Annotated in this window: 23 protein-coding genes and 1 tRNA gene; 14 read left to right on the plus strand and 10 right to left on the minus strand. The window is 66.9% G+C overall.

What is annotated here, in order from left to right; all coding sequences use genetic code 11:
• Positions 1-50: 50 nt before the first annotated feature.
• Positions 51-1,421, minus strand: a complete 1,371-nt coding sequence (gene radA / locus ABTV68_RS03645) for a DNA repair protein RadA (protein WP_433676266.1) — start codon at positions 1,419-1,421, stop codon at positions 51-53.
• 83 nt (positions 1,422-1,504) lie between these two features.
• Here radA and ABTV68_RS03650 point away from each other — a divergent pair, with 83 nt between their 5' ends.
• Positions 1,505-2,560: a hypothetical protein gene (locus ABTV68_RS03650; protein WP_433676267.1), complete on the plus strand. Its 1,056-nt coding sequence runs from the start codon at positions 1,505-1,507 to the stop codon at positions 2,558-2,560.
• Positions 2,561-2,659: 99 nt separating this feature from the next.
• On the opposite strand, the gene ABTV68_RS03655 is transcribed toward ABTV68_RS03650, so the two are convergent.
• Positions 2,660-4,045 carry an MFS transporter gene (locus tag ABTV68_RS03655; RefSeq protein WP_433676268.1) on the minus strand — a complete coding sequence of 462 codons (1,386 nt, stop codon included), beginning with the start codon at positions 4,043-4,045 and terminating at the stop codon, positions 2,660-2,662.
• A gap of 163 nt (positions 4,046-4,208) precedes the next feature.
• Here ABTV68_RS03655 and ABTV68_RS03660 point away from each other — a divergent pair, with 163 nt between their 5' ends.
• From ABTV68_RS03660 to ABTV68_RS03685, 6 genes are all read left to right on the plus strand, one after another.
• Complete coding sequence (locus tag ABTV68_RS03660) at positions 4,209-5,216, plus strand: siderophore ABC transporter substrate-binding protein (RefSeq protein ID WP_433676269.1); 1,008 nt, start codon at positions 4,209-4,211, stop codon at positions 5,214-5,216.
• A gap of 117 nt (positions 5,217-5,333) precedes the next feature.
• The gene (locus tag ABTV68_RS03665) at positions 5,334-6,317 is read left to right on the plus strand and encodes an ABC transporter permease (RefSeq protein WP_433676270.1); all 984 of its coding nucleotides are present in this window, start codon (positions 5,334-5,336) and stop codon (positions 6,315-6,317) included.
• Positions 6,310-7,302 carry an iron chelate uptake ABC transporter family permease subunit gene (locus ABTV68_RS03670; protein WP_433676271.1) on the plus strand — a complete coding sequence of 331 codons (993 nt, stop codon included), beginning with the start codon at positions 6,310-6,312 and terminating at the stop codon, positions 7,300-7,302. The genes ABTV68_RS03665 and ABTV68_RS03670 overlap by 8 nt, the downstream gene beginning before the upstream one ends.
• Entirely contained in the window at positions 7,299-8,057 is a 759-nt protein-coding gene (locus ABTV68_RS03675; protein WP_433676272.1) for an iron ABC transporter ATP-binding protein, read from the plus strand. The genes ABTV68_RS03670 and ABTV68_RS03675 overlap by 4 nt, the downstream gene beginning before the upstream one ends.
• 65 nt (positions 8,058-8,122) lie before the next feature.
• Positions 8,123-8,213, plus strand: a tRNA-Ser gene (locus ABTV68_RS03680).
• 754 nt (positions 8,214-8,967) lie between these two features.
• On the plus strand, positions 8,968-9,399 hold the full coding sequence (locus ABTV68_RS03685) for a hypothetical protein (protein ID WP_433676273.1): 432 nt from the start codon (positions 8,968-8,970) through the stop codon (positions 9,397-9,399).
• Here the strand turns inward: ABTV68_RS03685 and ABTV68_RS03690 are convergent.
• Together ABTV68_RS03690 and ABTV68_RS03695 are read right to left on the minus strand one after the other, a co-directional pair.
• Positions 9,396-9,779: a hypothetical protein gene (locus ABTV68_RS03690; protein ID WP_433676274.1), complete on the minus strand. Its 384-nt coding sequence runs from the start codon at positions 9,777-9,779 to the stop codon at positions 9,396-9,398. The genes ABTV68_RS03685 and ABTV68_RS03690 overlap by 4 nt on opposite strands.
• 256 nt (positions 9,780-10,035) lie before the next feature.
• Complete coding sequence (locus ABTV68_RS03695) at positions 10,036-10,764, minus strand: toll/interleukin-1 receptor domain-containing protein (RefSeq protein ID WP_433676275.1); 729 nt, start codon at positions 10,762-10,764, stop codon at positions 10,036-10,038.
• A gap of 271 nt (positions 10,765-11,035) precedes the next feature.
• On the opposite strand from ABTV68_RS03695, the gene ABTV68_RS03700 reads away from it, so the two are divergent.
• Positions 11,036-11,170 (plus strand): hypothetical protein, encoded by a 135-nt coding sequence (locus tag ABTV68_RS03700; protein WP_433676276.1) that lies wholly within the window; start codon positions 11,036-11,038, stop codon positions 11,168-11,170.
• A 28-nt stretch (positions 11,171-11,198) separates the two neighbouring features.
• Here the strand turns inward: ABTV68_RS03700 and ABTV68_RS03705 are convergent, their stop codons facing one another.
• Positions 11,199-12,374 carry a sensor histidine kinase gene (locus ABTV68_RS03705; RefSeq protein ID WP_433676277.1) on the minus strand — a complete coding sequence of 392 codons (1,176 nt, stop codon included), beginning with the start codon at positions 12,372-12,374 and terminating at the stop codon, positions 11,199-11,201.
• Positions 12,371-13,036: a response regulator transcription factor gene (locus ABTV68_RS03710; RefSeq protein ID WP_433676278.1), complete on the minus strand. Its 666-nt coding sequence runs from the start codon at positions 13,034-13,036 to the stop codon at positions 12,371-12,373. The genes ABTV68_RS03705 and ABTV68_RS03710 overlap by 4 nt, the downstream gene beginning before the upstream one ends.
• Before the next feature lie 160 nt (positions 13,037-13,196).
• Between ABTV68_RS03710 and ABTV68_RS03715 the strand changes: the two genes are divergently transcribed.
• Genes ABTV68_RS03715 through ABTV68_RS03730 form a run of 4 tightly spaced genes read left to right on the plus strand, consistent with a single transcriptional unit; the run spans position 13,197 to position 16,720 of the window.
• Entirely contained in the window at positions 13,197-13,739 is a 543-nt protein-coding gene (locus tag ABTV68_RS03715; protein WP_433676279.1) for a hypothetical protein, read from the plus strand.
• A 46-nt stretch (positions 13,740-13,785) separates the two neighbouring features.
• The gene (locus ABTV68_RS03720; protein ID WP_433676280.1) at positions 13,786-14,826 is read left to right on the plus strand and encodes a peptidoglycan-binding protein; all 1,041 of its coding nucleotides are present in this window, start codon (positions 13,786-13,788) and stop codon (positions 14,824-14,826) included.
• On the plus strand, positions 14,823-15,539 hold the full coding sequence (locus tag ABTV68_RS03725) for an ABC transporter ATP-binding protein (protein WP_433676281.1): 717 nt from the start codon (positions 14,823-14,825) through the stop codon (positions 15,537-15,539). Before ABTV68_RS03720 ends, ABTV68_RS03725 begins: the two co-directional genes overlap by 4 nt.
• Positions 15,536-16,720 (plus strand): ABC transporter permease, encoded by a 1,185-nt coding sequence (locus ABTV68_RS03730; protein WP_433676282.1) that lies wholly within the window; start codon positions 15,536-15,538, stop codon positions 16,718-16,720. The genes ABTV68_RS03725 and ABTV68_RS03730 overlap by 4 nt, the downstream gene beginning before the upstream one ends.
• A 94-nt stretch (positions 16,721-16,814) precedes the next feature.
• Here ABTV68_RS03730 and ABTV68_RS03735 read toward each other — a convergent pair whose 3' ends face one another.
• Complete coding sequence (locus tag ABTV68_RS03735) at positions 16,815-17,309, minus strand: MarR family winged helix-turn-helix transcriptional regulator (protein ID WP_433676283.1); 495 nt, start codon at positions 17,307-17,309, stop codon at positions 16,815-16,817.
• A gap of 94 nt (positions 17,310-17,403) precedes the next feature.
• Here ABTV68_RS03735 and ABTV68_RS03740 point away from each other — a divergent pair, with 94 nt between their 5' ends.
• Positions 17,404-18,195 (plus strand): SDR family NAD(P)-dependent oxidoreductase, encoded by a 792-nt coding sequence (locus ABTV68_RS03740; RefSeq protein WP_433676284.1) that lies wholly within the window; start codon positions 17,404-17,406, stop codon positions 18,193-18,195.
• A 58-nt stretch (positions 18,196-18,253) separates the two neighbouring features.
• Here the strand turns inward: ABTV68_RS03740 and ABTV68_RS03745 are convergent, their stop codons facing one another.
• Entirely contained in the window at positions 18,254-19,255 is a 1,002-nt protein-coding gene (locus tag ABTV68_RS03745) for a serine hydrolase domain-containing protein (RefSeq protein WP_433676285.1), read from the minus strand.
• A 227-nt stretch (positions 19,256-19,482) separates the two neighbouring features.
• Here ABTV68_RS03745 and ABTV68_RS03750 point away from each other — a divergent pair, with 227 nt between their 5' ends.
• Positions 19,483-20,484: an aldo/keto reductase gene (locus ABTV68_RS03750; RefSeq protein WP_433676286.1), complete on the plus strand. Its 1,002-nt coding sequence runs from the start codon at positions 19,483-19,485 to the stop codon at positions 20,482-20,484.
• A gap of 54 nt (positions 20,485-20,538) precedes the next feature.
• On the opposite strand, the gene ABTV68_RS03755 is transcribed toward ABTV68_RS03750, so the two are convergent.
• Both ABTV68_RS03755 and ABTV68_RS03760 read right to left on the minus strand, forming a co-directional pair.
• Positions 20,539-21,435 carry a carbohydrate ABC transporter permease gene (locus tag ABTV68_RS03755; protein WP_433676287.1) on the minus strand — a complete coding sequence of 299 codons (897 nt, stop codon included), beginning with the start codon at positions 21,433-21,435 and terminating at the stop codon, positions 20,539-20,541.
• Between the two features lie 10 nt (positions 21,436-21,445).
• Positions 21,446-22,396 (minus strand): carbohydrate ABC transporter permease, encoded by a 951-nt coding sequence (locus tag ABTV68_RS03760; RefSeq protein WP_433676288.1) that lies wholly within the window; start codon positions 22,394-22,396, stop codon positions 21,446-21,448.
• Position 22,397 lies beyond the last annotated feature (1 nt).

Below are 22,397 nucleotides of genomic sequence, written 5' to 3' on the forward strand. Positions count from 1 at the left end.
CGAACCCGCACGCGCCGCGGGCGTTGGCGGCGCGACGCCCGCGCCCCAACTCAGAACTCCGGTACGTCCTCGCCTGCCCGTGGAAGGGCGCGGGTGTTCAGGATGTTGAGCACGCCACTGAGATCTTGGAAGCGCTCGTCGACCACGTGCGCGTAGCCGAGACGTGCGGCTTCGCTGCGTCGTCGCGCAGCCTGCGTGACCGCTCGCACCTCACTGGCCAAGGAGAGTTCACCGATGGCCGCGACCGTCCGCGGGATCGCTCGGTTCTTGACAGCGTGGTAGACCGCCACGGCGATGGCGAGATCGGCCGCGGGTTCAGTGAACCGCACGCCACCGACCGTGGAGACATAGACGTCCTGACCACTCAGCCGCAGCCCCGCGCGACTCTCCAGCAGGGCGAGCACCATCGCCACCCGCGCCCCGTCGACGCCCTGGACCACGCGTCGGGGGTTCGGCACGCTTGTCGCGATCGTGAGCGCCTGCACTTCGACGGCGAGGGCACGACGGCCCTCCAGAGCGATTCCGACGCACGTGCCGGGCTGCGGTTTGCCACGGGACAAGAAGCGCTGCGACGGATCGGGGACCTCGGCGATGCCGTCACCGGTCATCTCGAAGCAGCCGACTTCGTCCGTGGCACCGAAGCGGTTCTTCAGTGAGCGCAGGAATCGCAATGCCGTCTGCGGGTCGCCCTCGAACTGACACACCACGTCGACCAGGTGCTCCAGAAGCCGGGGCCCAGCCACCTGCCCGTCCTTGGTGACGTGGCCGACGATGATGATCGGCAGATCCCGTTCCTTGGCGACGCGCACCAGCGTGGCGGCGACCTCACGGACCTGACTCGGATGACCGGCTGCGCCGTCGGAGAGTGCGGAGGACACGGTCTGTACGGAGTCGACGATCACCAGCCCCGGCTGAACGGCGTCGATGTGACCCAGGATGGTGCCGAGGTCTGTCTCGGATGCGAGGTAGAGCTCGTCCTCGAGTGCGCCCGTGCGCTCGGCGCGCAGCCGAACCTGTGCGGCGGATTCCTCCCCGCTGGCGTAGAGGACGCGTCGTCCCGCGCGGGCGGCGGCCGCCGCGACGTCGAGCAGCATGGTGGATTTGCCGACGCCGGGCTCTCCGGACAGCAGAATCACGGCACCGGGGACCAGGCCACCGCCCAGGACCCTGTCGAACTCGCCGACCCCGGTGGTGCGTCGAGGAACCTGTGTGGTGTCCACCTGCGTGATGGGCCGTGCCGAACGGTCCGACGAGGGAGCGACCGCCTGTACCTGGGGGCGGGCGATGCCGGTCTGCTCGGCCAGCTCCACCACCGTTCCCCACTGCTGGCATTCACCGCACCGTCCCACCCACTTGGGTGCCGTCCAGCCGCACTCGGTGCAGCGGTATCCGGCAGTGCTCGCGCGCTTGGTGGTGGCCATGTCTCCAGGCTAGGCGGTGCCACCGACACTGTCGGTGCCCTGTGAAACGATGGGGGAGTACCACCCGAGTGAAGCGAGTTCTCATGTCACAGCCCCAGGGCGCCCTGCTGGTCGGCAGCGTCAACTATCCCGACGCGGAGACCACGTTCCGCACCGCAGCAGAGGTTCTGGGCGCACGGCTGAAGCGCATTCCGGACGGTGAGGTGGGCAAGCGTTTCCACTGGATCATGTGCCAGCCCGACATCCTCGGTGAGACGGATGGCATCGAGCGTGTCGGCGCCGATCCCATCCCCTTCCCGGCCGGCCTTGACGCCCGCCCGCTGCGGATCGCGGACGGCGTCGACGCCGCCGATCTCCGGCTCCCGCCGCTCGGCTACGCGGCCGCGGCACGCGAGTCCTACGCGGTGTTCACCCGTCTCCGTGCGGAGGGGGTCATCGCCGCGGAAACGCGCTTCGAGGTGGCGCTTCCCACGCCGCTCGCCGTGGTGAACTCGTTCTTCCCGTTCGAACAGCGCGCGGCCATCGACCCGGTCTACACCGCCGCCATCGAGCGCGAGCTGGCGGAGATTCTGGCTGACATCCCGCACGAGGATCTCGCGATCCAGTGGGACGTCGCGCCCGAGATGGGCATCATCGAGGGCGCCGAGACGTACGGCACCCGGATGCGCGCGTGGTGGACCGATGACGATCCGCTCGAAGATCTCGCGGCGCGCGTCGCGCAGATGATCGACCTCGTTCCCGCCGACGTCGAGGTGGGCGTGCACCTCTGCTACGGCGATGTGGCGGAGAAGCACTTCGTCGAGCCGACCGACGCGGGAAACCTCGTCGCGATGGCCAACGCCACCGTGCGCGCCGCGTCCCGTTCGGTCACCTGGCTGCACCTGCCCGTGCCGATCGAGCGTGACGATGACGCCTACTATGCCCCGCTGGACGACCTCGCGCTCGCGGCCGAGACCGAGCTGTATCTCGGCCTCATCCACCGCGAGGACGGTGCCGAGGGCGCCCGCCGACGCATCGCCGTTGCGCTCCCGCATGCGCCGGTCTTCGGCGTCGCGACGGAGTGCGGCTGCGGTCGTGCGCCGCAGGAGGCGACCGCGGGTCTGCTGGCCACCCACGCGGAGGTCGCCGCCGCCTGGTGAGAGGAGAGCGGGTCGGCTGATCGGCCACCCGGCGATGGGACGCGGATGGGCGCGCCGTGAGTGTCAGCGCAAGCCCGTCGCGCCAGTGCTGACCGCGAGCTACACGTCCTCAGCTATCGTGACCGGCTCCTCGCGGGGCGCGTTGCGAATGCCGAGCCAGCTCACGATCCCGCCGGCCGCGAAGAGCGCGGCAGTGACGAGCGCTGCGGAATGGAAGCCCGCGAGATTCAGCGATCCGCCGACGATCGTCGACAGCATCGCGATGACGATCAGTCCCGCGAACCGCGAGACCGCGTTGTTCACGGCCGATGCGATGCCGGACTGCTCCGGTCCGATCGAGCCCAGGATCGCGGATGTGAGCGGCGAGACCGTCACCGCCAGACCGAAGCCCATGACGATCATCGCCGGCAGCACCTGCCACCAGTAGTCGAAGTCGCGCGCCACCAGCAGCAGAAGCAACGCGCCCACCGCCATGATGAGCGGCCCGAACGTCATGAACAGGCGCGGACCGAGCTTCCCGCTGAGCGCTCCCATCCGCGAGCTGAGCAGGATCATCATGATCGTGACGGGCAGACTGGCCAGTCCCGCGAGCGTCGCCGACAGACCCGCCTCCTCCTGGAGGTAGATCCCCATGACGAACCCGTTGAGCGGGAGCGCCGCGTAGATGAAGAGGGTGGCGAGATTGCCCCACGCGAAGTTGCCCACGCGGAACAGCGAGAACGGCAGAATCGGGTTCGACACGCGCGTCTGTCGCCAGAGGAACACGGCCAGCACGACCGCGCCACCCGCGAGGAATCCGATCGTGAACAGCGACGCCCAGCCGAAACGCGGCTGCTCGATGAGACCCACGGTGAGCAGGCCCAGCCCCACGGCACAGGCGATGCCACCGAACCAGTCGATGCGCAGGCGGCTGTTGGTGTCGGCATCCGTGAGGCGGGTGAGCAGCCAGAGCGTGACCGCGATCGGCACCACGTTGATCAGGAAGGCGAGCCGCCACGAGGCGTGATCGGTGAGCAGCCCGCCGAGCACCGGACCCACCAGCATTGCGCCGGTGGTGACCGCGGTCCAGATTCCGATGGCGTGCCCCTGCGCCGGTCCGGAGATACGTGAGGTGATGAGAGCGAGGGAGCTCGGCAGCAGGAACGCGCCCGCGGCACCCTGGACCACGCGGCCGATCACCAGCATCGTGGGGTCGATCGAGGCGGCGATCACGAGGGAGGCGATGCCGAAGCCGATGAGACCGACGCGCATCACCAGGACTCGGCCGTACGCATCGGCGATGGAGCCGGCCAGCAGCATCAGGGCACTGAGGCTCACCAGGTAGCCGTCCACCACCCACTGCTGGGTGATGAGGCCGCCGTGCAATTCGCGTTCGATGGCGGGGAGGGCCACGTTGACGATCGACGAATCCAGCATGGTGACGAACGACGCGAGGATCGCGATGGTGGTCACGAGACGCTGCTGACCGGTGAGAGCGGTGCTCATCGTGCTCCCTTCCAAGAGTCGCGGAACACACTACTCCTCAACATCACGAAACGATCACGAAACATCAGATGAAGTGGCCAACATAGGTAAGGCTTACCTATGTTGGAAGGGCGGCCGCGTCTGCCGCAGCAATCCACACACCGTCAATCGACAGGAGTTCCTCGTGCGCGCACGACCCATCTTCCGACGCTCGCTCGCTGCCGGAGCGGCACTCGCCGCCCTCGCACTGATCGCCACCGGCTGCTCCGGTGAGGCTGCCGGAGCCGGGGTCGAACCCACCGCGTCGGCCACGGAGGCCGCCGCCACGGAGGTCACCATCACCGACAACCATGGCGAGATGACGGTACCGGTGAACCCGAAGAGCGTGGTCGCGCTCGACAACACCGTGATGCAGACGCTGAACGACTGGGACATCGCGCTTTCTGCCGCGCCGAAGGGCGTCATGGGAACGGTGTGGCCGAAGTACACCGACGACGAGAAGGTGCTCGACGTGGGCATGCACCGCGAGCCGAACCTGGAGGCCATCGTCGAGGCCGAGCCCGATCTGGTGATCGGCGGCTACCGCTTCTCCAGCTTCTACAACGACATCATCGCGCTAGCTCCCACCACCATCGAGCTCAACCCCCGTGACGGTGAGGACCCGGTGGAGGAACTCAAGCGCCAGACCACGATCCTCGGTCAAATCTTCGCCCGCGAGGACGACGCCGAGAAACTGAACACCGCGATGGACGAGGCGCTCGCGGCCGCGAAGAAGAGCTACGACGGCACCTCCACGGTGGCCGGTCTCATCACCTCGGGCGGCAAGATCAACTACGCCGCGCCGGGGGAGGGGCGCGGCGTCGGCTCGCTGTTCACCGAGTTGAACCTCGTGCCCGCGATCGACAGCTCCGGTTCCACCAACCACCAGGGTGACGAGATCAGCGTCGAGGCGATCGCCGCCGCCAACCCGGAGTGGCTGATCGTGCTCGATCGCGACGGCGCCTTCCAGGAGGACGGCTACATCTCCGCTGCGGAGCTCATCGAGAAGTCCGAGGCGCTGAAGAACGTGCCCGCCGTGCAGAAGGGCCAGATCGTCTACCTGGACAACAACTTCTACCTGACCGAGGGAATCCAGGCCTACACCGGCCTGTACGACTCGGTGGCGAAGGCCTTCGCGGGCGCGAAGAGCTGACAATCTCCGACCCGGGCTGAGCCCGGCTTCGGATCACTCGTCGCGGGTCGGAGGCTCCTCTCCGACCCGCGGCCCTTGCCCGTGGACCTCGTCCGCTGCTCACGGATACGCAAACGCATGACTGACATCGCACCGCCCACCACTCGCATCCGGCGCGTGCCGGCCTGGCTGCCACCGGCCCTGGGGGTGATCGGCGTTCTCGGGCTCCTCGCCCTGTCGCTGTCGGTCGGCGCCTACGACCTCGGTCGCGACGAGTTCGGCGGTGAGTTGTTCTGGATCACTCGCGTGCCGCGGACGATCTCGCTGGTGCTCGCGGCGATGGCGATGTGCGTGGCCGGACTCATCATGCAACTGCTCACCCAGAACCGGTTCGTCGAGCCGACCACGACGGGGACCACCGAGTGGGCGTCGCTGGGCCTGCTGCTCATCACGCTGCTCGCGCCGCAGGCGGGGATTCCGGTGCGGATGATCGTGGCGTCGGCGGCCGCCTTCGTCGGAACCATGCTGTTCATCCTGGTGCTGCGTCGGATTCAACTGCGATCCTCGCTCATCGTCCCGCTGGTGGGCATGATGCTGGGAGCGGTGGTGTCGGCGTTCACGACCTATCTCGCCGCCTCCACCAACATGCTGCAGATGCTGGGCACCTGGTTCCAGGGGTCCTTCTCCGCCGTGGTTCGCGGCCGCTACGAGTCGCTGTGGGTGGTGGCGATCGTGGTGGTGCTGGTGTGGATCGCCGCGGATCGCTTCACGGTGGCGGGGCTCGGCAAGGATGTCGCGACGAGCGTCGGCCTCAACTACGAGCGGGTGGTCTTCATCGGAACGGCGCTGGTGGCGATCGCGGCGGGCGTCACCACCGTGGTCGTCGGGTTTCTGCCGTTCCTCGGGCTGGTGGTGCCGAATCTCGTGACCATGGCTCGCGGCGACAATCTGCGCTCCAACATCCCGTGGGTGTGTCTGGGAGGTACCGCGCTGGTGCTCGCCTGCGATGTGGTGGGCCGCGTGATCATCTTCCCGTTCGAGATCCCGGTGTCGATGATCCTCGGCATCGTGGGGGCGGCGGTGTTCATCGCGCTGCTGCTGAAGGGGCGTCCCCGTGGCTGAGGTGATGACCGTCCGCCGCGGAATACCGGTGGCGTTGCGATTCGCGATCGTCGGCGCGGTCGTGCTGCTCGCCGCGGTGCTGGTGATGACCTGGGACATCGGCCCGGAACCGGGCAGCAAGGGATTCTGGCTCATCGTGCGCATGCGTTCGGTGACGGTGGTGACGATCCTCCTCGTCGCCGCGTGCCAGGGCATCGCGACCGTGCTCTTCCATACCGCCACCGGAAACCGCATCCTGACGCCGTCGATCATGGGCTTCGACGCCCTGTACGTGCTGATCCAGACCGCGATGGCGTTCTTCCTCGGCGCGCAGGCGCTGAGCGCCACCGACGGCGTGCCGAAGGTGCTGGTGCAGAGCGCGGTGATGGTGGCGTTCGCGACGCTGCTGTACGGCTGGCTGTTCGGTGGACGCCGCGGTAGCCTGCACGTCACGCTGCTGGTGGGTCTCGTGCTCGGCGCCGGGTTCGGAACCCTGTCGAGCTTCATGCAGCGCATGCTGGTGCCGGGTGACTTCGACATCCTCTCCGCGCGCCTATTCGGCAACATCTCCAACTCCAATGCCGAGTACCTGCCGGTGGGCTACGGCATCGTCGCGGTGATCCTGCTGCTGGTGTTCCTGCGTCGACACCGGCTCGACGTGCTCGCACTCGGACGCGACACCGCGACGAACCTGGGCCTCAACCACAAGCGCGAGGTCATCACAACACTCGTGATCGTCGCGGTGCTGGTGTCCATCTCCACCACGATGGTGGGGCCGATGACGTTCTTCGGCTTCATCGTGGCCACCCTCGCGTACCAGCTCACCGGGTCGCAGGAGCATCGGCGCGTGCTGCCGTTCGCCGTCCTGCTCGGTGCCGCGATGCTGCTGGGCGCCTACTTCATCCTTCATCACGTCTTCAACGCCGCCGGTCTCGTGACCGTCATCATCGAATTCGTCGGCGGCCTGGCGTTCGTGATCCTTCTGCTGCGAAAGGGGTCGATGTGATCTCCTTCACCGACGTCTCCAAGTCCTATGGCGACCTGCGTGTGCTGGGTCCCGTCACCCTCGATATCCCATCCGGGGGAGTGACAGCGCTGGTCGGTCCGAACGGTGCGGGGAAATCGACCCTGCTCACCATCGCGGGCCGCCTGCTGGAACCGTCGACCGGAACCGCGACGGTCGGCGGCCATGACGTGCAGCGCACCCCGTCACGCGAGCTGGCGAAGGTGGTGTCGATCCTGCGTCAGGAGAACCACTTCGTCACCCGGTTGACCGTGCGTCAACTCGTGGCATTCGGGCGCTTCCCGTACTCGCAAGGCCGACTGACCGCGGCCGATCGTGAGGCGGTGGACGCGGCGCTGGAGTTTCTCGATCTGGTGCCGCTCGCCGATCGCTATCTCGATGAGCTCTCCGGCGGACAGCGTCAGCGCGCGTACGTGGCGATGGTGCTGGCGCAGGAGACCGACTACTTGCTGCTCGACGAGCCACTCAACAACCTCGACATGAAGCACGCCGTCGCGATGATGAAGCAGTTGCGCCGCGCTGCCGATGATCTGGGTCGCACCATTGTGATCGTCCTCCACGACATCAACTTCGCCGCCGCTTACGCCGACCGCGTGGTCGCGCTGCGCGACGGGCGGGTGGAGCACGTCGGAACGCCCGCGGAGTTCATGGTGCCCCAGGTGCTGGAACGTGTCTTCGACACACCGATGCAGGTGCGCACCGATGGAGACTTCCCGCTCGCCGTCTACTACCGCTGAGCCGACGCGCCCGGCGGGTTCGTGCTGGTTTGGAGCATGGGTTCGCGTGCCGTAAGCTTGATCCCGGTGACGTGTCCGAGCGGCCGAAGGTGCAACTCTCGAAAAGTTGTGTAGGGTAACCCCCTACCGTGGGTTCAAATCCCACCGTCACCGCCATACGAAAGAAGACCTCCACGAAGTGGGGGTCTTCTTTCGTATCCCTGGATGCTGCGGGCTATTTGGGGGCTTATCGGCCAAAAAGAGTGGATGGGATCGGGCGTGTCATCCTCGTCCTGCCCAGCGTGAGTGGAGCCAGCGGCCTTGGCCCGCGTGACGGCGGTGTCATAGAACGGTGATTATCTGAAGCATGTGGATGGGGGTCGGGCGTGGGGGCGGTCGCCCGTCCAGACCGCGCGTGCCCGGAGCACTTCTTGACGTCGAGGGGTGCCGTAGGAGTAGTGCTCTTGGCGTATCGAGCTTCTCGGATTCGGTTGGTCGACCCGACGGCAGGTGAGGTCGGCGAGGAGTGCGGTCGGTTGGTCTGCGGCCGGGGGGAGCAAAAGGAGAGCCACCATTTTCATCGCCCCTACCGGTGCAGCTCGCAGAGTCCACGATGGTGTTCGAGGATGTTCCACAGGAGTGAGCCGATGCCCTCCTAAAGCCTGCCAAGAGGGGGCAGACGTGTGCCGGACAGGTGTGTCGTGTCGGCTTCGTGAGCCGAGATCGATCGGAACGAACGCGTGGACACGTCGTGGGCAAAGAAACTGCTTGACCGAAGTTGATGTGGAGGATACTCTGCCCCCAGCATCTAGTGGAACTGTACGGGTGCAACTACAAGATGTTCCAGTCCAGGAGGAATCCGCCTTGAAGCGCTAACCGGCTCGCCAAACCAGTTTCGGGATGGCAGCCACCGAACTCGAAGGAGAGATCGATGACTACTCCACCCCACGGCGAGTCGCCTCCACGGCGGCCGTTCTTCTTCATTATCCGTCACCTGCGCGGCTGGGTGGTCGGAACGGCCTGTCTCGGTGCTTTGGCGCTCATTGGGCGTGCCGCATACGTGGCGGTAAACCTCAGCAGTGCAGGGGAGTTCGACAGCCTGGCGAAGGATACTTCGTTCTGGGCCGGCGTCGTCCTTGTTGGTTTCTCATTGCTTGCCATTCGCCGCCGCGCGACGAGCTTCGAGTTTCGCTACGGAAAGTTGATCCTCCGTCTCGGTGCTCCGGGCGAGGGAGGCAATCCTGATAATGCCGCAACCCAGGACCCGCCAGGGGGCTCGAAGGGTAAGGAGCTTCCGTCGGATTCGTCTGTCAAGTTCAAATCGAACGGTAACGCGCTTAAGAAGAGTAAGAATCGACGTTAGTCGTCCTCTTCGAGCTCAATCATTTCGTGAAGCGAATCGATGAGCCCGTGCTCAGCTCGAGCAACTTGTGCGCAGAAGTTGATCTGGGCATCTGTGGACATGCTATTTCGGTAGTGCGCGCACGCGTTGGTGTTGACGCGAAGACCTTCTAGAGGTTTATCAAGGATCTCTACCCAGCGTTCGATCGCGTAGCTGAGATCTTCTGCCGAAACGCGTACTAGGGCTGGGTCCTCTGATAGGTGACGAGGTAGTCGTCCTTCGCGGACGGAGACAAGAAACGATTGGGCCCGGTCAATCGCGTCGAGGTACTCGGCTTTGAGGCCTGATGCAAGGACCTGGTGGATCTCTGCGTCAAAGCTCCGCTCCTGAGCCTGTGCCACGTCATCATCTCCTTGGATGAGGTGTCGCGCGATGAATGCGCCAAGTCGGCGACGGACGCTCCGCCGCTTGCGGGGTATCGTACTCGCCTGGGGCACCAGGATCTACACCTTCCGGGGGATCGCGCCGGGTGATCAACGTAACGGCCTCAGCCGCGCCGATACGAACCCGGACGCCAGCGTCGGCGGACTCACGACTCTGCATCCGATGAGTGAGGTGTGGAGTTATTCAAGTGGGTCTGAAGGTAGCGAACCGCAGTCAGCCGACCGGAACTATGTCCTCGATGGTGACTAGCTCGGCGATCTTCTTGGCCACGATCTCCATCGAGTCTTCAGCCGTGTCCAACCCGTTTCTAGAGCCGAGCAAGGGGCTCACCCGTCGAACCTCGTCGTAGGTCGTCCCGTGGATGACGGGAATGAGAAGGTCGCGTGCCAGCAGCTCAGACAGTTCCTTATCTGAGACTCCACGGTTGTCGATCCTCTTCAATAGGGAGGGTGTCACGAGCACGAGGCCCGTGCGCGAACGGGCGAGCCCTCTGTCGATCTCACGAAGGAACGGCTGACCGAGGATGATGTCCTTTTCGCTGAACCATACGGAAACGCGCTCGGACACGAGCAGATCATGAAGTTCGGTGGCGGCCCCGCGGCGATCATCCCACGCATGGCACAGGAACACATCCCGCAGGTCGGGCTCCTGCGCTGCTCTCCGCTCGACGGTTCGACGAACAGGTGCCAACGCACGTACCTCGGCGGGCGTGTACGAGATAGAAGACGTGTTTGGAGACCAGCTTGGGTGGGTGCGACTCCCAAGCGAGCCGCCAGCCGAGTTACCGCCGCTGTTGCTGCGTGACTGGAAGGACGGCGTATAGCTCGGAGCAGTGTAATAGGTGCTCGGTGAATAGCCATAGCTTCGGCTACCGCAAGCGGGGCATGCGGCGCGCCCACTCGCGGTGCGGTGACCTTGGACTGGAGCTGTGCAGAGTGACATAGCAACATTCTGGCATGGGCCTCAGACGTTGGATCAGAATTCGCCACCGGCGCGAATGGGAGGGGTGCTCGCTTCGTTTTGCGGACGATTCCTGCGCCTTGTCGAGATGGTCTTATCGATGTCGAACAGGCTGGTTCCGAACTCGCGAGGGCTCCTCCCTCACTCACCCCTCGCAAGGCGGCTAATGCTCATCCTAATCGCCCGCACAAGACGCTCGACGTCACCTACGAACCCATTCGGCCAACGGGTACGTTGTGCCTTGAGTGTCGCTTTGGGTCCTTCGACGCAGGGCATCCTCGAGCAGACCACCCTGGACAGACGCGATCGGGCTCGGGTCGCCAGCGATCTCGTGGCCGAGATCGATGACCTCGATCGGCGGATCGCTGCGGCGACGAAGCGGCTGTAATCGGCGGTGGGGGACGTAGATGATTGCGTCAAGAGGCAGGAAAGCTCACCCAGACACGGAGCCCGCCCGAGGGCCGCGGCTTCAGCTCGAGATCGGCGTGATGGCGGCGCGCGATGGCGGCGACGATCGCCAGACCGAGCCCGTGGCTGCGATCCGCGCCGGTGCGTCCGCGCAGCCGGACGAACGGCTCCGTCAGCTGACCGGTCTGCTCGGGGGTGATCGTCATTCCGCTGTTCTCGACCTCCCAGACGATCCGATCGTCGACGCCGAAGAGCCGGACCTCGACGAAGCCACCGTCGACGTTATGTCGGACCGCGTTCCCCAACAGATTGTCGGCGAGGAGGCGGAGGAGCCGAGGGTCCCCGGAGATCGTGGTCGGGGTCAGATGCACGGAGAGGGCGATCCCACGCTCGCGTGCACGATCGCCGACGTCATCCGCACTCGCCCGCACGAGGGCAGCCAGGTCGCAGCGCGCGTCGGTCACGCCCGGCGCGGATTCGATGTCGGCGAGCTCAAGTAGCGCGTCGACCGTCTCGACGCTGCGCTCGTTCATCTCCCGCAGCCCCACGAGCACCTCACGTTTCGGAAGCGACCCACTCGCGAGCACCACGTCGAGCATCGCACGCGTGGTGGCCAGCGGAGTGCGCAGCTCGTGCGAGGCGTTAGCGGCGAACCGCTGGTGTGAGTGGAAGGCGGTTTCGAGGCTGCCGAGCATGTCATCGAACGTGGCGGCGAGCTCGGTGATCTCATCGCGCGGAGCGCCGAGACCGATCCGGTGATCCAGGCGACCGGTGGCGGCCTGCTTCGCGGCGACGCTCACCTCGTGCAACGGTGCCAGCATCCGACCGGCGATCCTCCAGCCGATGTAACCGCCGAGCACGGCCACGGCAAGCAGGAGGACCGCGCCGACGGCCAGGAACAGCTGCATCAGATCCTCCCGGCTGGTCACCTGCAGCGCGGGCACCGCGAGTTCGCTTGCGAGTCCGGTCTCCAACGGCATCGGCGTGCTGGCGGCGTCGGCGGGAAGCGCGCTCACCGTCGCTGCCGGAATGAAGCTGTAGCTGGGGAACCAGATGATGATCACGGCGGTCAGGGTCAGCAGCACGGCCCCGGATGCCGTGAGGAGTCCGGCGTAGGTGAGCGCCAGACGCATACGGAACGTCAGTCGCCGGGGGCGCGGCGCCGCCACCCGGGCGGCGCTCACGGCGTGATCCGCATCGTGTACCCGGCACCCGTGACGGTACTGATCGGCCACGGCTCGCCGAGTTTACGGCGCAGTGCCGAGATGGTGACCTTGACGGTGTGGGTGAACGGATTGGCGTTCTCGTCCCAGGCACGCGCGAGCAGCTGCTCCGCGCTCACGACAGCATCGGGGTCGCGCATGAGAACTTCGAGCACGGCGAACTCCTTGCGCGTGAGATGGACGAAGTGACCGCGGCGGGTGACCTCATGGCGGGTCGGATCCAGCCGGATATCGCGGACCTCCAGCACCGCGGGCTGCGCGGCGAACGGGCGGCGGGCGAGCGCGTGCAGTCGCGCGACGAGCTCGGGGAACTCGAACGGCTTGGTCAGGTAGTCGTCGGCTCCGAGCGCCAGGCCGTCCACACGCGACTGCAGTGAGTGCGCGGCCGTGAGCATGATCACGGCGGGACGCGGCGAGCGTTCGGCGATCGTGCGGCAGACCTCGTCGCCATGGATCACGGGGATATCCCGATCCAGGACGACGGCATCGTAGGAGGTGAGGTCGACCGCGATGAGGGCGGCCTCGCCGTCACCCACGACATCGGCGGCTATCGACTGCAGTTCGAGGCCCGCACGGATGGCTTCCGCCAGCAGCGGTTCGTCCTCGACGACGAGTACTCGCACCGGTCTTCACCCTTCGGTCCCGTTCGCGTCGTTTCGACGCGAACCCATTCCACTCCCTCGCCGGTAAGGGAAACGTAAAGCACCCGGCTTACGCCAGTGTGACCGCCTTCGCGATGTCCTTGCTGAGCGCCATCGCGGCGCAGCAGACGGAAGGAACACCATGACACTCACACGATCGCGGGGACGGCTCGCCGCCGCAGCAGCGGCCCTTGCCCTGATGTCAGCGGCGCTGCTCACCGCATGCGCGTCGTCCGGGGGATCCGGCGACGAGGCGAGGGGCGATGGAGGGGGCGTGAGCAACGCCACGTTCGAGCAGGAGATGACGGCGTGGACCGAGAAGTTCGACGCTTGTATGCGCGAGGAGGGAATCGAGGTGCCGGAGCGCTCGCCGAACGAGATGCTCGACCTCGATTCGCTCGGGATAGACGTGGAGACGTACCAGGCCGCGTCCACGACGTGCACGAAGAACGTCGGTCAGCCGCCGGTCGACCCGAACGTTCCGAGCGCGGATGAGCTCTACAAGATGCAGCTCGCCTTCGCGAAGTGCATGCGCGACGCCGGCTACGAGTGGGAAGACCCGGCACCGCCGTCCGACGGGGGCATGGCCGGTGCCACGGCGATCGAGGCCGGCAAATACGACGAGAAGACGCTCGATGCCTGTGCCGACACGGCCGGCTTCGGGACGGAGAAGGGCAATGGCTGACGCGGGTACTTCGCCCGGGCGCCCGACACGCCCGCGACGTCGTGTCATGATCTGGATCATCGTGACGGTGCTGCTGGCAGCGGTCGGCGGCGGAGCGGCCATCGTCGTGCCGGCCCTCGCGCGGCCGTCCGCCGAGGAGAAAGCTCCGCACACGGACACGGCGACCGACACGGTGAGCCGGGGAGATCTCACCGAGCGTGTGCGCGCGGTGGGCAAACTCACCTACGCGAACGGACGTCCGATCGGATCCTCGTTGCCGGGAACGGTGACGTCGGTTCCCGTCGTCGGGGCGGTGATCGGGCGTGGCGACGAACTGTTCCGGATCGACGACCAGCCGGTCGTGCTGCTGTTCGGGGAGCTTCCTGCATGGCGCGGTTTCACGAGCGGGATGAGCGACGGACGCGATGTGCGCCAGCTGGAGGAGAACCTGCGCGAGCTGGGCTTCTTTGACCGCGAACCTGACGAGGAGTTCACCTGGTGGACGGCGGAGGCCATCCGCAGCTGGCAGAAGGCGCGTGGGCTGGAGCGCACGGGCGAGCTGCCGGCCGGCAGCTTCGTGTTCGAGCCCGCGGCCGTGCGGGTCGGGGCGGTCGATGCCGCTCCCGGCTCGCCGAGCGGCGCAACCGTGCTGACGGTCACGGACCCCGGCAAGCAGATCACGATCGATCTGGACGCCGATCTGGTTGCGGTGGCGCCGGCCGGCAGCCGGGTTCAGGTGTCGCTCCCGGACGGCACGGTCGCCGAGGCGACGGTCGTCAGCGTTGGCGCCGCCGTGCAGAAGGACGGCGGCAACGGTGAGAAGGTCATGAAGGTGCCGTTGGTGCTCGCTCCCGACGATCCGGCCGTCGGCGGCGACCTCGTGGACGCCGCGGCATCCGCCACGTTCACCCGCACGCTGGCGAGCGGCGTGCTGCGGGTTCCCGTGCTCGCCCTCCTCGCCGGACCCGATGGCACCTCGCAGGTCGAGGTGGTCGACGGCAAGAAGACCCGGCTGATCACGGTCGCGACCGGAGCGTTCGGTGACGGTCTCGTCGAGGTCTCGGGTGGCGGTCTCGCCGAGGGCGACGAAGTGGTGGTGGCACAGTGACGCCGGTCCTGCAGCTGAGCGGCGTCACGCGCTCGTACGGATCACCGCCCACCCAGGCGCTCCGCGGGATCGATCTGCGTGTGGACGACGGCGAGTTCGTCGCGATCGTCGGCCCATCAGGGTCCGGGAAGTCCACGCTGCTGAACCTCATCGGCACGCTCGATCGTGCCAGTACAGGTGACGTGCTGATCGCGGGGGAGCGCGTGAGCGATCTCTCCGACGCGCGACTGAGCGCCGTGCGGGCACACATGATCGGATTCGTGTTTCAGCAGTTCCACCTGAGCGACGGACAGAGCACCGTCGACAACGTCGCCGCCGGACTGCTCTACACGGGGTTGAAGCGTGCGTTGCGACGTGAGCGGGCACGCGAGGCACTCACCTCGGTCGGCCTCGAGCACCGGCTCGATCACAAGCCCCGCCAGCTCTCCGGCGGCGAGCGCCAGCGGGTCGCCATCGCCCGTGCCATCGTCCGCCGTCCAGCCTTGCTGCTGGCGGATGAGCCGACCGGGAGTCTCGATTCCGCCTCGGGGGAGACAGTTGTGCAGCTCCTGCGCGAGCTCAACGAGAACGGGACGACGATCGTGCTGATCACCCATGACCGCGAGCTGGCGGAGCGCCTGCCCCGACGCGTTGCGATCCGCGACGGCCTGATCGTGTCCGACTCCGCCGATCCCGCTTTCGCGGAGCGGCACACGGTGGGAGCGGTGACGTGAGCGTGCCGCGGTCGCGGCTGAGATCCTCCGATCTCGCCGGTCTCGCCTTCCACGGCGTTCGCGCCCACCCGATGCGTGCCGTGCTGTCGGGGCTCGGGATCGCGATCGGCATCGCCGCGATGATCGCCGTGATCGGCATCTCCACCTCCAGCCAGGCGCTCGTGCAACAGCGGCTCGCCGAGATCGGCACCAACATGCTCACGATCACCGCGGGCAAGGACTTCCTCGGCAACGAGACGAAACTCAGCCCGGATGCCGTCCCGCGCGTCCGTCATCTCGACGGGGTGGCGGAGGCCTCGTGGACCAGCGACGTCAAGGTCCACGTCTACCGGAGTCCCGCGGTGCCGACCGGGGCGACGGGCGGTCTGGTGGTCCGCGTGGCCGACCAGCGACTCCCCGAGACAGTCGGTGCGACGCTGGCGCAGGGGTCCTGGTTCACGAGCGTCACGCGAGAGCTGGACACGGTGGTGCTCGGCAGCGCCACCGCGGAGAAACTCGGAATCACGCGGATCGGGATGCAGGTCTGGATGGGAGAGCGGCTGTTCACCGTCGTGGGCATCCTCGATCCGGTGCTGCTCGCACCGGAGCTGAACACAGCCGCGATGGTCTCGCCGGAGCGCGCGACGGCGGTGTTCGGTTTCGACGGGATTCCCACCACCATCTACGAGCGATCCGCCGACGCTGACGTGCTCGGCATCCGAGATCGTCTTCCGCTGACCGTGGATCCCGCCTCCCCGGGTGATGTGAAGGTGTCGCGTCCGTCCGACGCGCTCGCGGCGAAGAACACGGTCGATCAGGTCTTCACTGGCCTCCTCGTCGGGGTCGGGTCGATCGCGCTGCTGGTGGGCGGGATCGGCGTCGCCAACACGATGGTCATCACCGTGCTGGAACGCCGCCGAGAGATCGGACTCCGACGATCCCTGGGAGCGGCTCGTCCGCACATCCGCGCGCAGTTCCTCGCCGAGGCGATTCTGCTCGCGTTTCTCGGCGGGCTCGCGGGGGTGCTACTCGGCGTCGGGGTGACCGGCGCGGTGGCGCTAGCGAATGGCTGGCCCCTCGCGGTTCCAGTGCTGATTCCGGTGGGTGGGCTGGTGGCCACTGTCGCTGTCGGTGCGATCGCGGGGGTGCTTCCGGCTGTGCGAGCATCGCGCACGCCTCCGACTGCGGCGCTGAGCTCCTGACCACTGTCGCGGTAAGGGACAGAAATCGCACCTCCCCGGCATGAGGGAGGTGCGATTTTCGTCTCTCGCAGGCGGGCCGACCGAGATACGCGCGTCAGCCCGCCGCGGGCGGGCGCCAAGGCTCGGTGGGGTCGACCGCCGTCGCGATCTTCGTGCTCACCGTCCGCAGCTGTCGTGCCTGCGCCGGCGTGAGGGTGTCGAACACCAGTCGGCGCACCAGGGCCTGATGCGCCGGCGTCGACTCCTCCACCTTGTCGTGACCCGCGGGGGTGAGCATGCCGAGCGTGAAGCGTCCGTCGGTGGGATCGATCTCGCGGCGCACCCAGCCCTTGGTCTCGAGTCGGGAGATCGCGCGGGACAGGCGGGACAGCGTGCAGCTGGCGTAGGTCGCCAGCACACTGAGGCGCAGGGTGTGATCGGGTGCGCTGTCGAGCGCGAAGAGGATGCCGTGCTCGAAGTGCGTGAGTCCGCTGTCGCGCTGAAGCTGAGCATCCAGTGCCGTGGGCAGGCGTTCGAGCAGGGTGGCGAGACTCGCCCAGATCTCCAGTTCTTCTGGGCTCAGGGGCGCGACGATCGGCTCATCTGGCATGCGACAAGGGTAGCTCACTGACTCCTCCAACTTGCCTGAGCAAGTGAAACCCGCGTAGTGTCACTTTCCTGAGCAAGTGAATCGAGGAGTGATCATGGATCTGCGACTGCAGGGCAAGACGGCGTTCATCAGCGGTTCGACGCAGGGGATCGGCTACGCGATTGCCGCCGCGCTCGCGGCCGAGGGCGTCGCCGTAACCCTGAACGGACGTGACGCGACCCGCGTCGATGCCGCCGTGGCACGACTCCGCGCTGAGCGGCCGGCGGCGCGGGTCGCGGGTCTCGCCGCCGACTTCGCCGATGCCGAGCAGGTGGACGCGCTCACGCGGCAGCTGGGCGATGTCGACATCCTCGTGAACAACGTCGGTCTCTTCGGACTCGCCGAGTTCGCCGCAGTCACCGATGACGAATGGACGCGCTACTTCGAGGTCAACGTGATGAGCGGGGTTCGCCTCTCCCGCGCGGTGCTCGACGGAATGCTTGATCGAGGCTGGGGGCGGATCATCTTCATCAGCAGCGAGTCGGGGGTGAACGTCCCCGCCGACATGGTGCACTACGGCATGACCAAGGCGGCGATGACCGCACTGGGCAACGGGCTGTCGAAGCTCACGCGCGGCACCGCCGTCACCGTGAACACGGTGCTCGGCGGCCCGACCTTCTCCGACGGTGTCGCGGCATCCATCGCCGCAGTCGCGGATGCTCAGTCGCTGCCGCACGACGCGATGAAGGCGGCCATCATCGGTCAGAACCGCACGACACTGCTGGAACGCTTCATCGAGCCGTCCGAGATCGCCAACCTCGTCGCCTACCTGGCGAGTCCGCTCGCCTCGGCCACCAACGGCGCGGCGCTGCGTGCGGATGGAGGTGTGCTCACCGCGATGCTGTGACGTGAGGGAAGCTGGAAAACGCACCTCCCACACGCGTCGGAGATGCGATATCCATCTTCTAGCGGGCGTCGGCGGCGAGATATCGCGCGGCGAACAGGTCGATGCGGCGATGGGTGGCCGTGAGCGCCACGACCGCCTTGCCCGTGGCGGGTTGAACGCTGAACTGCGCCTGCGAACCCCACGTGCCGCCGGAGTGCGCGACCTCCCGCGTCGACCCCGTCCCGGAGAGGAACCAGCAGAGCCCAAGCTGCGCCTTCTCATCGAGGTGATGATGGGCGGTGGTCGCCACCCGCAATCCCTCCGCCACCGTGGCGGGAGGGGCGTCGATCAGCGCGTCGGCGAGGAGCTGGAGGTCTGTGATGGTCGACGCGTACATCCCGGCGGCGGGCATCTCGTCCTTCAGATACGGCAACGCGACGCCCTTCCGATTCATCGGGCGCGACACCACGTCCGGGCCGGTGGTCGGTCGATCCAGACCCGTGCGAGTCATGCCGAGCGGCTGCAGGAGCCGGGTGCGGACCAGCTCCTCGAACGTCATGCCCTTCGCCGCAGCCAGGGCGTCGCCGAGGAGGCCGACGCCCATGCTGGAGTACCCGAATCGCCCGCGGCCGCGCGCGCGACGGGCAGCGTCCTGCAGGTGGGTCCGATAAGTGTCGTTCGTCACGCCCCGCCACGGGTCCTTCGTGCTGAACCCGAGCGCGGTGGCCATCTCGCGGAGGAAGAGGGCACGCGGCGTGTTCGGCAGTCCCGAGCGATGGGTGGCGAGATCGAGGAGAGTCGGAGCGGCGTCCCGCCAGGGAAGACGTTCGTCGAGGACGTCGTCGACCGGCGAGTCCGGATCGATCTCCCCGCCCGCGACGAGCACCCCGAACACCGACCCGGTCAGCGCCTTGCTCACCGATCCGATCTCGAATCGACTCTCGCGCGCGGTATCGGACGACCCGTATCGGGTCCATCGTCCGTCGCTGTCGCGTACCGCCACCGCGAGGTCCGCGTCCGCGGACGCCGCCAGCGTCGCAAGTTCCGCATCGATGTCGCCGAATGGCTCCGCGCGTCGCATGGGTGATTCCGTTTCCTTCTCGTCCGACGTGATCTTGCACCACCGTAGGACGACGGCTGGCGCATGCACATCCGTCCAGAGACGGACATGGGGGGAGACAACACCACCGCGCGGATGACGCAGAGAGACGCCATTCAACTGGCGGCGTGGCCGCCTGCCTTTCGACTCGATAGCCTGCTGACAACGCGCTGCTCAGCGTCGACGCGACGAATCCCCAGAAGGTGCTCATGGCCTACACCGCCGATCCCACTCGATATGAAACGATCCACACCGCACGCTCCGGCCGGAGCGGCCTGATCCTGCCGCGGGTGTCCCTCGGTCTCTGGAACAACTTCGGTGACGATCGCACGCTGGAGACCCAGCGCGCCGTGCTGCGTCGCGCGTTCGATCTCGGCGTCTTCCACTTCGATCTGGCCAACAACTACGGTCCGCCCGCCGGAAGCGCCGAGCTGAACTACGGCAAGATCCATCAGCTGGACTTCCGTCCGTACCGGGATGAGCTGGTCATCTCGACCAAGGCCGGCTATCAGATGTGGGACGGGCCGTTCGGCGAGTGGGGATCGCGCAAGACGATGATCGCCTCCCTCGACCAGTCGCTGCAGCGCCTCGGCCTGGACTACGTCGACATCTATTACTCGCACCGCCCCGACCCCGAGACGCCGATCGAGGAGACGATGGGTGCGATCGCCACCGCAGTGCGCCAGGGCAAGGCCCTCTACGCCGGCATCTCGAACTACTACACGCCCGAGCAGACGCTCGCGGCGGCCGCTGCGCTGCGGGCGGAGGGCGTTCCGCTGACGATCCACCAGCCGCGGTACAACATGTTCGACCGCCGCGTGGAGGAGACGGGCCTGCTGGACACCCTCACGGAGCTCGGCACCGGGGCGATCGCGTTCTCCCCGCTGGCTCAGGGCCTGCTGACCGATCGCTACCTGACGGGCATCCCGAGCGATTCGCGCGTGGCCACCGGCCGCTGGATGAACGAATCCACCATCACCGAGCAGTACCTCGATCGCGCTCGCGAGCTGAACGACATCGCGGCTTCGCGCGGGCAGACGCTCGCACAGCTGGCGATCCAGTGGGTGCTGCGCGACTCCGCGGTCACCAGCGCGCTGATCGGCGCCTCGAGCGTGCGTCAGCTGGAAGACTCCCTGCGTGCGCTGGACGGCGAACCGTTCAGCGATGAGGAGCTCGCGCGCCTGGAGCCGCTGGCATCCAAGCCGGTCTGAGAACGAAGAAGTGGGGCGAGCCGCATCGCAGCTCGCCCCACTTCATCGGTCACCTCACTTCAGCCCGGACCGCACGAAGGCGTCCACCACATACCGCTGCAGGAAGACGTAGATCAGCAGCACCGGAACACAGGCGAGGCCGGCGGCGGCCATCGTGGCGCCCCAGTTGTCGCCCTCCGCCGTGAGGAAGCTGCGCACACCCACCTGGATGAGGGCGTCTCCCTGCCGCATGATGAGCGCGGGCCAGAGGTACTCGTTCCATGCCGAGATGAAGGCCATGATGCCGAGCGCGGCCAGGGCGGGCTTCATGTTGGGCACCACCACGGTCCACAGCGTCGACCAGCTGGAGCGCCCATCCAGCTGCGACGCCTCGATCAGCTCCCGCGGGAACGCGCGCATGTGCTGCACCATGAGGAGCACCGCGAACGCACCGGCCAACTGCGGGATCACCACGCCGCCGACCGTGCCGAGCAGGCCCAGTTGTGACACCAGCACGTAGTTCGGGATCATCGTGACCTGGAACGGCACCAGCCAGGAGCCGATGAACAGGAACATCAGCGCCTTCTTGCCCACGAAGTCCCACATCGCGAAGCCGTAGGCGGCGAGCACCGCGATGAGCAGCTGCGCGACCGCCAGGATCAGCGCCATGCCGAACGTGTTCAGCAGCATGCCGGCGATCGGGATGGTGTTCCAGACGTACGCGAAGTTCTCGAAGCTCAGCGGCCAGGGCAGCAGCGTCTGATCGAGCGCGTTCTCCGGGGCGCGCAGGGCGGTGGCGAACATCCAGTACACGGGGAAGACGCTGAACACGGCCAGCACCACCAGGACGATGTGCCCGACGGCCACGCCCCCGCGGCGGCGCGTGCCGACGGCGAGGTCCTCGCTGCGGGACTGCACGCGGTTCGCGGTGCCGGTGACGGAAGCCGGCGGTGCGACGGTGACGAAAGTCATGACGAACCTCTCAGTTGTCGTAGAAGCTCAGTCGGTCCTGCAGCTCCAGGAAGAGCAGCGCGATCAGACCGAAGCCGAGGAAGAAGATGACTCCGGCGGCCGAGGAGATGCCGGCGTCGAAGTTCTGGAAACCGAACTGATACAGCAGGTAGTAGATGTTGGTCGTCGCATTCGACGGCCCGCCCTGCGTGAGCAGATCGATGATCGGGTACGTCCACTGCGCGGCGAGCAGGATCGTCATGAGCGCGAGGAACACGATGGTCGGCGACAGCAGCGGCATCGTGATCGTTCGCGTGATCCGGGCGAAACCGGCACCGTCCAGCGATGCGGCCTGACCGTACTCCGGGCTGATCCCGGCGAAGCCTGCGGCGACCACCAGCACGCCGAAACCGAGCATCTGCCAGCCGACGATCACGATGACCGCCCAGATCGCCGTGGCCGGATCGCGGAACACGTTGGGCATGTCGATGCCGAACTGGGCCATCACCGTGGCGAAGGCGCCCTGCTCGGCGAACAGCCACCGCCACACCGCGCTGGTGGCGACCGGCGTGATGAGGAACGGCACGAAGATCAGTGCCTGGTAGATCGTGCGCGCCCGCCCCTGTACCTGCCGCGACACGAGAGCGATCACGATCGGCAGCACCAGGGAGAACACGAGGAACGCGCCGATGTAGACGACCGTGTTGATGATGGCGGTGTGCAGCTCGGGCAGCTGCACCACCTCGGCGTAGTTGTCCAGGCCGACGAAGGTCTTCGGGCTGGTGGGCAGCAGATTCCAGTCGTAGAACGACAGCGCGAAGGTCTGCACCAGCGGGCTGTAGGTCCACAGCAGCAGGAAAGCCACGCCGGGCAGCACGTAGAGGTAGGGCAGCAGCGTCCGAGGACGGAGGCGGCGCCGCGACTGCGACACCGCCTCCACCGGGACCGCCGCCGCTTTGGGGGCGGTGACGGTGACGAACATG

Source organism: Microbacterium gorillae, assembly GCF_050990725.1.
GTDB lineage: Bacteria > Actinomycetota > Actinomycetes > Actinomycetales > Microbacteriaceae > Microbacterium > Microbacterium gorillae_A.

Excerpts from the sequence above, each read along its gene's own strand:
- ABTV68_RS03735 (WP_433676283.1), bottom strand. The coding sequence starts at position 17,309 with ATGCCAGATGAGCCGATCGTCGCGCCCCTGAGCCCAGAAGAACTGGAG.
- ABTV68_RS03755 (WP_433676287.1), bottom strand. The coding sequence starts at position 21,435 with ATGACTTTCGTCACCGTCGCACCGCCGGCTTCCGTCACCGGCACCGCG.
- radA (WP_433676266.1), bottom strand. The coding sequence starts at position 1,421 with ATGGCCACCACCAAGCGCGCGAGCACTGCCGGATACCGCTGCACCGAG.
- ABTV68_RS03650 (WP_433676267.1), top strand. The coding sequence starts at position 1,505 with ATGTCACAGCCCCAGGGCGCCCTGCTGGTCGGCAGCGTCAACTATCCC.
- ABTV68_RS03685 (WP_433676273.1), top strand. The coding sequence starts at position 8,968 with ATGACTACTCCACCCCACGGCGAGTCGCCTCCACGGCGGCCGTTCTTC.
- ABTV68_RS03750 (WP_433676286.1), top strand. The coding sequence starts at position 19,483 with ATGGCCTACACCGCCGATCCCACTCGATATGAAACGATCCACACCGCA.
- ABTV68_RS03760 (WP_433676288.1), bottom strand. The coding sequence starts at position 22,396 with ATGTTCGTCACCGTCACCGCCCCCAAAGCGGCGGCGGTCCCGGTGGAG.
- ABTV68_RS03720 (WP_433676280.1), top strand. The coding sequence starts at position 13,786 with ATGATCTGGATCATCGTGACGGTGCTGCTGGCAGCGGTCGGCGGCGGA.
- ABTV68_RS03695 (WP_433676275.1), bottom strand. The coding sequence starts at position 10,764 with ATGTCACTCTGCACAGCTCCAGTCCAAGGTCACCGCACCGCGAGTGGG.
- ABTV68_RS03745 (WP_433676285.1), bottom strand. The coding sequence starts at position 19,255 with ATGCGACGCGCGGAGCCATTCGGCGACATCGATGCGGAACTTGCGACG.
- ABTV68_RS03655 (WP_433676268.1), bottom strand. The coding sequence starts at position 4,045 with ATGAGCACCGCTCTCACCGGTCAGCAGCGTCTCGTGACCACCATCGCG.
- ABTV68_RS03715 (WP_433676279.1), top strand. The coding sequence starts at position 13,197 with ATGACACTCACACGATCGCGGGGACGGCTCGCCGCCGCAGCAGCGGCC.
- ABTV68_RS03740 (WP_433676284.1), top strand. The coding sequence starts at position 17,404 with ATGGATCTGCGACTGCAGGGCAAGACGGCGTTCATCAGCGGTTCGACG.
- ABTV68_RS03665 (WP_433676270.1), top strand. The coding sequence starts at position 5,334 with ATGACTGACATCGCACCGCCCACCACTCGCATCCGGCGCGTGCCGGCC.